Genomic DNA, 10102 nt, shown 5'->3' with positions numbered 1-10102 from the left:
CCGACCGCGGGCTTCTCGATGATGTTCGCGAGGAACGCGCTCCCGCCGGTCTCGCGGTACGGACCGTACGCCACTGTGGGGCGGATGGCGACGTGGTCGACGCCGAACTCCTCGTTGTACACCCGGGCCTGGTGCTCGTTGTACTCCTTGGTCGCGCCGTACAGCGTGTCGGGATAGACGAGGTCGTCCTCGGTCACCCACCAGTCACTGCCGTCGTCGTAGTTCGCGGGCGGGGCGTACACCGCGGCGGAGGAGGCCCAGGCGACGCGCTCGACCTGGTCGTCGAGCGTGCGCGCGGCCTCGAAGATGTTGTTCGTGCCCTCGATGTTCACCTGCATGGCGGCACGGGGGTTCGACTCGGCCGTGTTCGTCAACAGTGCGGCGAGGTGGACGATGTGGGTCGTGTCGGTCTCGGCGACGGCGTTGACCACGTCGGTCGGGTCGCTCACGTCGCCCCGGCGGATCTCGACGTCCTCGGCGATGTCGAGCTTCTCCAGGATGCGCGGGTCCGTCGAGAGGTCGTAGGCCACCACGTCGTGGCCGTGGTCGACCAGGTCCTTCGCGACGTACGAACCGATGAAGCCGGTGCCACCCGTGACGAGTACGGTCGAATCGGACATTGGACGAACGTTCTTCGACGGCCGGCAAAAAGGTTCCCGTGACGGCATCCACGCCCGTCCGTCCCCGCCAAACCAGGTTTGTGAGGGTTACTCGTGGAGGCCGCCGACCTCGGCGTAGAACGACGACTGGAGCGTCTCCGCCATGTCGGGCCCACGGTCGATACGCACGTCGAGCACCGTCGGCACGTCGTTCGCCCTGGCCGCCTCGAGCCTCGGTTCGAGGTCGTCCGGGTCGGTGATGCGGTGTCCCTCCCCGCCGAGGGCCTCCGCGGCCTGCACGAAGTCGGTGTCGTGGAACTCGACGCCGGGGATGGAGTCGTCCATCTGCCGGACCATCCCGAGGCTCGTGTCGTTGAGGACGACGAACGTCGGCGCGACGCCGTGGTCGACGGCCGTCTCGACGGCGGTCATCGTCATGGTGAAGCCGCCGTCACCGGCGACGCCGATGGCGTCCTTTCCGAGCAGCGCGGCGGTGACCGCCGCCGGGGCCGCCCAGCCCATCCCGCCGACGCCGCCGGAGCCGTAGTACGTCTCCGTGTCGGGCGTCTGGAGGTAGTTGAGCAGCCAGAAGCGGTTGTTGCCGGAGTCCGCGGTAACGACGGTGTCGCTGTCGACCACGCTCTCGATGGCCTTGCACGCCCGCTGGGGCATGATTGGCGTGTCGTCGGACTCGCACTCGGGCACCGAGAAGTCCTCGCGGGCCTCGGCAGCACGGTCGAGCGCCCAGCCGGTCTCGCTCCCGCCCGCGTCGGCCAGCGCGGCCAGCGACTCGGCGGCGTCGCCGATGAGTCCCACGTCGGCCGGGTACACCCACCCGGCGTTGCGCGTGTCGATGTCCGCGTGGACGATGGTCTGCTCGTCCGGACGGATGAACGACGCGGCCTGCCAGTTCGTGTCCATCGGGTTCATCCGGCAGCCGACGACGAGCAGCGTGTCGGCCTCGCTGACGACCTGGTTCGCGCCTTCGTGGCCGAACGAGCCGATGACGCCCGAGGCCCGCTCGTGGGTCTCCGGAATCGTCGACTTCCCGAGGTACGAGGTCGCGACGACGGCGTCGTACGCGTCTGCGACGGCCTGCAGCTCGTCGTAGGCGTCGGCGGCGTGGACGCCGTTGCCCGCGATGACGACCGGCCGCTCGGCGGCTTCGAGCGCCTCGACGGCGTCCGCCACGTCGTCGTCCGTCGGCTGCGCCTGCCAGTTCTCGACCTGCCGCTCGTCGTCCCACACCGGCGGGATGGCGTCCTCGGGGAACTCCTCGCTGACGGCGTCGCCGTCGAGGATGACCGCGGTCGGTCCCGGTCGACCCGCGGTGGCGTGCTTGAACGCGAGCTGCGTCGAGCGCACCGTCTCGGTCGGACTCCGCGGGAACCACCACTCCTTCGTGACCCCGTCGAGGATCTTCGGGAGCGCGAGGCCGCCGTAGTCGCCGCGGGACTGCTGGTACGGCGCGAGCGTGGAGTAGTCGCCGCGCTCGCTGGCCTCCGTGATGGCGACCATCGGCGAGGAGGCGAGCCGAGCCTCCATCTGGCCCATGTTGCCGAGGCTGCCGACCCACGGGCCCTGCCCGGCGAGGACGCCGGGCTGGCCCGTCATCCGGCCGTAGGACTCGGCCATCACGCTCGCCTCGCGCTCGTCGCGCGGGCGGACGACCTGTATCTCGTCGTGGTCGGCGAGCGTCTCGAACACCTCGATGACGCGACCACCGGGGTAGCCGAACACGTACTCGGTGCCGAGCGCCGAGAGCGTCTCGACGACTCGTTCGGCCGTGTTCATACGTCTCCGTCCATCTGCACGGTCTCGTCGACGTACAGCGTCGGCCCGGCGTCGGGCTTCGCGAAGTTCGCAAGGTCGGCCTGGACCTCCTGGCCGACCTCCGACTCGAAGGCGGCCTGCAGGTCGCTCATGTCGTCGAAGTACAGCTCGACGATGCCGTCGTACTCGCTGCGTTCGGGGGCGGTCGGCACGCTCGTCGCGTACTTGTTCGCGTGGGGCAGCTCCTTGGCCAGCGGAACGTGTTCCTCGTACCAGTACTCCACGAACTCCTCGTGCGACATGTCGTCCTGCCGGACGAGGAGGTTGACGAGCTTCACCATATCGGTCGAAACGACGCTCGGGCCGCCCTTGGGTTTACCGGTGCGGGAAACCTGCCGGGGGCGCGTGAGCTTTTGTGTCTCGACGACACACTCCAAGCTATGACGGAACTGAAGCGACCGACCGCCCGAACCTGCGAGCTGTGCGGCCGACGGGAGCGATGGGACGACGACGTCGAGTCGTGGCGGGTCGCCGACGGCGCGGCCGGCGAGCCGTTCTGCATCCACGAGTGGGACATCAACGGGACGTTCAACCCCGTCGCGGAGTAGTCGAACGGGCTGAAACACTGATTTCAACTAGCAGAAGGCCGTTATCCTGTCGGGCCGTGTGTCGACCTATGAAGCGACGCGCCCTCCTCGCGAGCGTCGGTGTCTCCGTGGCCGTCGGCGGCTGTGCCGAACTCACGAACCGGGACGCCAGTACCGGACGGGACGACGACATCGACCGCACCGACGTCCCGGGTACCACCGGATACGGCCCGGGCGGCTCGCACTACCTCTTCCTGGCGAACCTCACCGGCGACACCCAGTGTACCCGAATCACGCTTACCCGGACGGACGCGACCGATACGACGATTCTCTCCGGTACCTACGAACTGCACCCGGGGCAGGCGGCCGAGTTCCGGGATGTCGCCGGCTGGCAGGGAGAGTACGAGGTGACCGCCCGGCTCCCGAGTGGCGAGTCCGAGACGTTCGAGTGGCGCCGCGAGCCCTGCGGTGAGATGGGCGGCACGGGCGGGTCACGGAACGCGAGCCTTCGCGTCGGCGGCGAGGACGGCCCGTTCTCGTTCGTCGTCGACAGCTGTGACGCGATAATCGCAGGAACCGCCGCGGCGCCGGGACCCGCGTCGGCGTTCGCGGTCGGTGGCTGCCCGTCGGGAGACTGACCCGGCGAGGCGTCGCCGTTTTCTCCCCGGCGGACACAGGGGGAGCCATGCCGACCGTCTACATCACCGCGCCGCCGGACGCCGCGGGGGAGATCGCCAGCCAGCTGGTCGAGGAACGGCTCGCAGCCTGCGTCAACCGCGTGCGCTGTCGCTCGACGTACCGCTGGGAGGGCGAGGTCCACGACGAGGACGGGGAGATACTGCTCGCGAAGACGGCCGACGAGGCGTGCGACGAGCTGATTGCGCGCGTCGCCGAACTGCACCCGTACGACGTGCCCTGTGTCGAGCGGTTCGACGTGGCCGCCACGACGGATCCGTTCGCGGAGTGGCTCGGTTCGGCGGTCGACTCCGGCGCGGACTGAGCCGCTACGGGCGGCCCGCGTCGGTCGCTTCGACGAGCTCCGTCGCGCGGGACTCGAACAGCGCCGGCACGTCGTCGGTCGCGTCGAGCCGGAGGTCGTAGCCGAGCGCTGGTCGGTCGCCCTCCCACTCCTGGGAGGGGATGAGTACGGGGAGCTCGTAGCGCTGGAGCCGGCCGTCCGCGCGCTTGACCGCCGCCCACGCCTCGTCGGTCGGCGGTTCGAGCTCGAATGCCGCCCAGATAGCGTCCTGTACGTGTTTCTCGGCGCGCTTGTAGTTCGGCAGATGCTTCTTCAGCGGGCCGGGCACGTCCGCGACGTAGGCCTCGGAGGCGTCGTGGAGGAGCCCGTAGAGCTGCGTCCGTTCGTCCTCACCGGCGCGGCCGAGTTCGCGGCTGACGTAGAGCGAGTGGAGGGCGACGCTGTAGAAGAACCGGGACTGCCCGGCCGCACGGCAGACGTTGGCCGTCCCGTGGGCGAGGTCCGCGAGGTCGACGGCTTCGGGGTCCGGGTCGAACGGGCGGACGGTCCGGCCGGACTGTGTGCTGATCGCTGCGTCTCGTTCGTTCGGAGTGGGGTCGGTTGCCAGTTTCATGTGAGAGTACCGGTTTCCACTCTCTCACGGCCGTCGTTCATATAATCCTTATCAATCTCGAAAGCGAGACGGTGTGCCGTGACAGCGCAACGCACCCGCCGCCGAAAGACAATCCTTAAAACTCGCGCACGGATTCGTTCACGCATGGCTGGAACCATCGAAGTGCTCGTTCCGGGTGGCCAGGCCAACCCTGGCCCGCCGCTCGGTCCCGAGCTCGGTCCGACACCCGTCGACGTGCAGGCAGTCGTGAGTCAGATCAACGAGGAGACCGCCGCGTTCGACGGCACGGAAGTGCCCGTCACCGTCGAGTACGACGACGACGGCTCCTTCACCATCGAAGTCGGCGTCCCGCCGACGGCGGAGCTCGTCAAGGACGAAGCCGGCTTCGACACCGGTAGCGGCGAGCCCCAGGAGAACTTCGTCGCCGACCTCACCGTCGAACAGGTCAAGCAGATCGCCGACCAGAAGCACTCGGACCTGCTCTCCTACGACCTGAAGAACGCCGCGAAGGAGGTCGTCGGCACCTGCACGTCGCTCGGTGTCACCATCGAGGGCGAGAACCCGCGCGAGTTCAAGCAGCGGATCGACGACGGCGAGTACGACGACGTGTTCGCGGCCGAAGCGGAAGCGTAGGCCGCGAATGCGAGCGGCACGAGCGTAGCGAGTGACGCCACGTTTTCGCCGAGGAAGCCGCGTCGTAGCGAGGCTGACGAGGAGAACGCTCGAAAATCGAGCACAGCGAGATTTTCGGTGTTTCGAACTCCGAGCGGCAGCGCGGAGTGCGAATCGTGCGGCTGAAGCGGCAGCGTAACCCGCGGCCGCTCGATGGACGAGCGTCCAACGAGTTTCCGACGCTCGCCCTGACGACCGGTGAGTCACGACCACAGCGACGGCGGCCGTCGTGGGCCCCGACCCGACGACACCCAGCGAGCGCCAGCTACGACAGGCGCTCGCGGAGCAGGCTGCCACCGACGACGGTGGCGACCGCGACCACTGACGACAGCGCGGCGACAGCCGCCAGGGGCAGCCCCGCGCCGGAGGCCGAGAAGGGCCCGGCGGAGTGAGCGGGCTGCAGGCCGACCAGCGCGTCGGGCGCGAGCACGCCGAGGACGGCGTAGGCGGCGACGAGGACGACGGCGAGTCCCCCGGTCCCGAGGCCCATCATGGCGGCCATATCCTCGAGGTTCAACAGTCGATGCGCAGTCCGTTCGTCCAGTATCTCGTGTTTCAGCCGGAGCGCCGCGATGGCGAACAGCGCGACGGCGGCGAGCGTCTCGACGCCGACGGCGAAGAAGGCAAGCAACGCGATCTTCGGCGAGGTGAACAGTGCCGACCACGTGGTCCCCCCCTCCGTCGTCGCGGTCGCGGCCCCGAGCAGCGGGACCGCCGCGGTGAGCAGGAGCAGGAGTCCGCCCTGTCGTCGGAGCTTCGTCGGAATCGTTGCCGAAAAGAGGCTGTACCGTCGCGCGCGTAGTCGCTCGTACGGCGTGCCATCGACGATGGCATGCGAGATGTGGTCGTCCAGTCTGTCGCTCGTGTCTTCCATCCGTTTCGATGGGTGGGATGCCGTGGAAGCGGAAAAACTCTCTGGCTCGCGCGTAGTTATACAAGTCGAGCCAGCTCCGGCGTCCAGACCCGCCTCGAACGGCACCCGAACAGCTGCCGCGTGGACGACGAGCGCCGGTCCGAAGCCAGGGCGGTGTCGGCCGCGGCAGGGGAGCAGAGCGGCCGGGTACGGCCGTTGAATGCAGGCAGTTAGCCGGCGCAAACTGCCGTGTTGCCGGCTGGTCGGGTTCGACGGCTTTAAGTTTGCACTCCGTCACGGCCTACGTGAGACAGGCTTCGCCTGTTTCACTGACCCGTAGGAGCACTACGCGTACTACGGAGGTGAACGATGGCAGACCAGGATATAGTCACAGCAGTCTCTCGCGCACTCGAGGACGGCCCGGAGCGGAACTTCCGCGAAACGGTCGATCTCGCGATCAACCTGCGCGACCTTGACCTCAACGACCCGTCGAAACGTATCGACGAGTCCGTCGTGTTGCCGTCGGGCACCGGCCAGGAAACCCAGATCGTAGTCTTCGCCGAGGGCGAAACCGCCCTCCGAGCCGAGGACGTCGCCGACGAAGTGTTCGGCGGAGACGGTCTGGCGGACCTGGGCGGTGACGACGACGACGCGAAGGACCTCGCCGACAAGACAGACTTCTTCATCGCAGAGGAGGACATGATGCAGGACGTCGCTCGTCACCTCGGGACCATCCTCGGTCCGCGAGGGAAGATGCCGACACCGCTCGGCCTCGACGAGGACGTCGTGGAGACCGTCAACCGCATGAAGAACACCGTCCAGCTCCGGAGCCGTGACCGGCGGACGTTCCACACCCGTGTCGGTGCAGAGGACATGGATGCGGACGACATCGCCGACAACATCGACGTCATCGTCCGGCGGCTGGAGGCCAACCTCGAGAAGGGCCCCCTCAACATCGACTCCATCTACGTGAAGACCACGATGGGGCCGTCCGTGGAGGTGAGCGCCTGATGAGCGCCGGAGCCGAGCGCAAGACCGAGAACCTTCCGCAGTGGAAGGTCGAGGAGGTCGACGAACTGGTCGAGATGATCGAGTCCTTCCAGAGCGTCGGCGTCGTCAACGTCGCCGGTATCCCGAGCCGACAGCTCCAGGCGATGCGCGCCGACCTCTACCCGGACACGAAGCTCCGGATGAGCCGGAACACGCTGCTCGAGCGTGCGCTCGACGAGGTCGACGAGGGTATCGAAGGCCTCGCCGAGCACATCGAGGGCCAGGTCGGCCTCATCGGCACGGACGATAACCCGTTCGCGCTGTACAAGGTGCTCGAAGCCTCGAAGACGCCCGCACCGATCAACGCTGGCGAAGTCGCGCCGAACGACATCGTCATCCCCGAGGGCGACACCGGTGTCGACCCGGGACCGTTCGTCGGCGAACTCCAGCAGGTCGGTGCCGCGGCACGCATCCAGGACGGGTCCATCCACGTCACGGAGGACTCGAACGTTCTGAGCGCGGGCGAGGAGGTTTCCGACGGGCTCGCGAACGTCCTGAGCGAACTCGGTATCGAGCCGAAGGAGGTCGGGCTCGACCTGCGCGCCGTCTACTCTGACGGCGTCATGTTCGACCCCGCGGACCTCGACATCGACGTCGAGGCCTACCGCAGCGACGTGGCCACGGCGGCCGCTCGCGCACGGAACCTCTCCGTCAACGCGTCCTACCCGACGGCGGCCACCGTGTCGACGCTCATCGCGAAGGCGACGGGCGAGGCCAAGAGCCTCGGCCTGCACGCCTCCGTCGAGAGCCCGGAGCTCGTGGACGACCTCGTCCGCAAGGCGGACGGGCAGGTACGCGCGCTCGCAGCGGCGTTCGACGACCCCGAGGCGCTTCCTGAGGAACTGCAGGACATCGAAGCGCCTGCAGCCACCGAGGAGGCGGAGACCACCGAAGCCGAAGACGAATCGGACGACGACCAAGACACGACCGAGGAAGCTGACGCCGACGACGCCGACGAAGACGACGGCGACGACGAGGACGGCGCAGCTGGCCTCGGAAACATGTTCGGATAATTACAATGGAGTACGTTTACGCAGCACTCATCCTGAACGAATCGGGCGAAGAGATCAACGAAGAGAACCTCACCGCAGTGCTCGACGCAGCGGGCGTCGACGTCGAGGAGTCGCGCGTCAAGGCGCTCGTCGCAGCGCTCGAGGACGTCGACATCGACGAGGCCGTCTCGGAGGCGGCCGCTGTTCCCGCCGGCGGCGCGGCCGCAGGCGGCGCTGCCCCGGCTGACGAGGGTGGCGACGAGGGTGGCGACGAGGACGAGGAGGAGGAGGTCTCCGACGTGCCGGACACGACGGACGACGACGATGACGACGACGAGGACGTCTCCGACGAGGGCGCCGAGGGCCTCGGCGGCCTCTTCGGCTGAACGTCACGCCACAGCAATCGAGCTTTCTTTCGACGCAGCCGACCACGAGCCGCCGCTGTCCCGACCGACCCACGCTGACGTTCTTATACAAGTAGGGGACCAGAGCCGGCGATGGAGCCGTCTCTCACCACCGGTGCGGGCGCGCCGGTCGCACCGTTTTCCACCCCCGGCGCCGCCACCGACCTGTGGCTGCTCGTGTCCGTGTTCGCGGGGGTCTGTCTCGGCACGGCGAGTGGTCTGACGCCGGGGCTGCACGCCAACAACTTCGCGTTGCTACTGGCGGCGGTGGCCCCGTCGGCCCCGGCACCGCAGTCGTGCGTCGTCGCGGCGATGCTCGCGGCGGGCGTCGTCCACACGTTCCTGGACGTGGTGCCGGCGCTGGCACTCGGAGTGCCCGACCCGGCGATGGCAGCGTCGGCGCTTCCCGGCCATCGGCTCGTGCTCGGCGGCCGCGGGCGTGAGGCACTCCGACTGTCCGCCCTCGGCAGTGGGGCGGCTCTCGTACTCGCCGCGCTGCTCGCGGTCCCGGCGACCGAGCTCATGACGGCCGTGTACCCGACACTGCTCGCACACCTGTCGCTGGTGCTCGCCGCGGTCGTGGTCCTGACGCTCGCCATCGAGCCGTCGTGGTGGCCGCGGCTCGCGGGGCTGGTCGTCCTCGCCCTCTCCGGTGCGCTGGGCGCCGTCGCACTCCCGATGGAGCCGGGGGCACCGCTCCCCGCGAGCGTGCTGACGCCGCTGTTCGCCGGGCTGTTCGGCGCACCCGTGCTGCTCGACGCCATCGACGGCGGGGGCGTCCCGCCACAGGCCGACGCCCGGCTGCTGGTCGACCGGCGCTCGGTCGGCGTGGCCGCCGGCACCGGTGCGCTGGCCGGCGGGGCCGTTGGCTATCTGCCGGGGGTGTCGAGTGCCGTGGCGGCGACGGCCGCACTGGCAGGGCTCCCCTCCGAGACGGGCGACCGGGGGTACGTCGTCGCGACGAGCGGCGTCAACACGGCCAACGGCGTCTTTGCGCTGTTCGCGCTCGTCTCGCTCGGGTCGCCGCGAACGGGCGTGCTGGTCGCGGTCGACCGCGTTGGTGGTGTGCCGTCGCTCACGGTCGCGCTGGCGGCGGTCGTCGTCGCCGGCGCGGCGGGGACAGTGCTGGTGGTCACTGTCGGCGACCGCTACCTGGCGTTCGTCGGGCGCGCGGACTCGCGCCGGCTCTCCGGTGCGGCGCTCGGCCTGCTCGTGGTGCTCTCGCTGGCGTTCGCAGGTCCGGTCGGTGTGGTGTTGTTCGCGACGGCGACGCTCGTCGGGCTGGTCCCGGTCCGCCTCCGGACGCGACGCGTCTACTGCATGGGCGTGCTGCTGGTGCCACTCGCGCTGTAGGGTCGAAAGACAACCGTTAAAACCGACGGGCGGGAAACCAGCGGTATGAGCGAGTCGAACCAACGCGCCCGGCGCACCTGCGTCTCCTGTGGGATCAACATCTCCGGGACGAACGCAGCCGCGTTCAAGTGCCCGGACTGTGGTGCGCAGATCTACCGCTGCGCGAAGTGCCGCAAGCAGAGCAACCTGTACAACTGTCCCGACTGCGGGTTCGAGGGGCCGTAACC

Annotated in this window: 14 protein-coding genes; 9 read left to right on the top strand and 5 right to left on the bottom strand. The window is 68.8% G+C overall.

Annotated features, from left to right (window positions below):
* The 3 genes from BLT27_RS04175 to BLT27_RS04165 form a co-directional block, all read right to left on the bottom strand.
* A partial coding sequence (locus tag BLT27_RS04175) for an NAD-dependent epimerase/dehydratase family protein (RefSeq protein WP_139172244.1) occupies positions 1-620 on the bottom strand: 620 nt, incomplete at its 3' end.
* A gap of 87 nt (positions 621-707) precedes the next feature.
* Entirely contained in the window at positions 708-2393 is a 1686-nt protein-coding gene (locus BLT27_RS04170; RefSeq protein ID WP_089731771.1) for a thiamine pyrophosphate-binding protein, read from the bottom strand.
* Complete coding sequence (locus BLT27_RS04165; RefSeq protein ID WP_089731770.1) at positions 2390-2713, bottom strand: EthD family reductase; 324 nt, start codon at positions 2711-2713, stop codon at positions 2390-2392. Before BLT27_RS04165 ends, BLT27_RS04170 begins: the two co-directional genes overlap by 4 nt.
* Before the next feature lie 99 nt (positions 2714-2812).
* Between BLT27_RS04165 and BLT27_RS19640 the strand changes: the two genes are divergently transcribed.
* The 3 genes from BLT27_RS19640 (at position 2813) to cutA (ending at position 3959) form a co-directional block, all read left to right on the top strand.
* Complete coding sequence (locus tag BLT27_RS19640) at positions 2813-2980, top strand: HEWD family protein (RefSeq protein ID WP_175526378.1); 168 nt, start codon at positions 2813-2815, stop codon at positions 2978-2980.
* Positions 2981-3048: 68 nt separating this feature from the next.
* On the top strand, positions 3049-3597 hold the full coding sequence (locus BLT27_RS04160; RefSeq protein WP_089731769.1) for an Ig-like domain-containing protein: 549 nt from the start codon (positions 3049-3051) through the stop codon (positions 3595-3597).
* A gap of 47 nt (positions 3598-3644) precedes the next feature.
* Entirely contained in the window at positions 3645-3959 is a 315-nt protein-coding gene (cutA, locus tag BLT27_RS04155) for a divalent-cation tolerance protein CutA (protein WP_089731768.1), read from the top strand.
* 4 nt (positions 3960-3963) lie between these two features.
* Here the strand turns inward: cutA and BLT27_RS04150 are convergent, their stop codons facing one another.
* Positions 3964-4551 carry an HD domain-containing protein gene (locus BLT27_RS04150; protein ID WP_089731767.1) on the bottom strand — a complete coding sequence of 196 codons (588 nt, stop codon included), beginning with the start codon at positions 4549-4551 and terminating at the stop codon, positions 3964-3966.
* Positions 4552-4695: 144 nt separating this feature from the next.
* On the opposite strand from BLT27_RS04150, the gene BLT27_RS04145 reads away from it, so the two are divergent.
* The gene (locus tag BLT27_RS04145; RefSeq protein ID WP_089731766.1) at positions 4696-5184 is read left to right on the top strand and encodes a 50S ribosomal protein L11; all 489 of its coding nucleotides are present in this window, start codon (positions 4696-4698) and stop codon (positions 5182-5184) included.
* A 304-nt stretch (positions 5185-5488) separates the two neighbouring features.
* Here the strand turns inward: BLT27_RS04145 and BLT27_RS04140 are convergent, their stop codons facing one another.
* Positions 5489-6097: a hypothetical protein gene (locus BLT27_RS04140; protein ID WP_089731765.1), complete on the bottom strand. Its 609-nt coding sequence runs from the start codon at positions 6095-6097 to the stop codon at positions 5489-5491.
* Positions 6098-6445: 348 nt separating this feature from the next.
* On the opposite strand from BLT27_RS04140, the gene BLT27_RS04135 reads away from it, so the two are divergent.
* From BLT27_RS04135 to BLT27_RS04115, 5 genes are all read left to right on the top strand, one after another.
* The gene (locus BLT27_RS04135) at positions 6446-7087 is read left to right on the top strand and encodes a 50S ribosomal protein L1 (protein WP_089731764.1); all 642 of its coding nucleotides are present in this window, start codon (positions 6446-6448) and stop codon (positions 7085-7087) included.
* Positions 7087-8139: a 50S ribosomal protein L10 gene (locus BLT27_RS04130; RefSeq protein WP_089731763.1), complete on the top strand. Its 1053-nt coding sequence runs from the start codon at positions 7087-7089 to the stop codon at positions 8137-8139. The genes BLT27_RS04135 and BLT27_RS04130 overlap by 1 nt, the downstream gene beginning before the upstream one ends.
* Before the next feature lie 5 nt (positions 8140-8144).
* Positions 8145-8504: a 50S ribosomal protein P1 gene (gene rpl12p / locus BLT27_RS04125; RefSeq protein WP_089731762.1), complete on the top strand. Its 360-nt coding sequence runs from the start codon at positions 8145-8147 to the stop codon at positions 8502-8504.
* 111 nt (positions 8505-8615) lie between these two features.
* Positions 8616-9875 (top strand): tripartite tricarboxylate transporter permease, encoded by a 1260-nt coding sequence (locus BLT27_RS04120; RefSeq protein ID WP_089731761.1) that lies wholly within the window; start codon positions 8616-8618, stop codon positions 9873-9875.
* 45 nt (positions 9876-9920) lie between these two features.
* Positions 9921-10100, top strand: a complete 180-nt coding sequence (locus tag BLT27_RS04115) for an HVO_2753 family zinc finger protein (protein ID WP_089731760.1) — start codon at positions 9921-9923, stop codon at positions 10098-10100.
* The last annotated feature ends 2 nt before the right edge of the window (positions 10101-10102 follow it).

The organism is Haloarchaeobius iranensis, assembly GCF_900103505.1.
GTDB lineage: Archaea > Halobacteriota > Halobacteria > Halobacteriales > Natrialbaceae > Haloarchaeobius > Haloarchaeobius iranensis.
The sequence above is the reverse complement of the archived record's forward strand: the minus strand, read 5'-3'. Positions and strand labels throughout refer to the sequence as shown.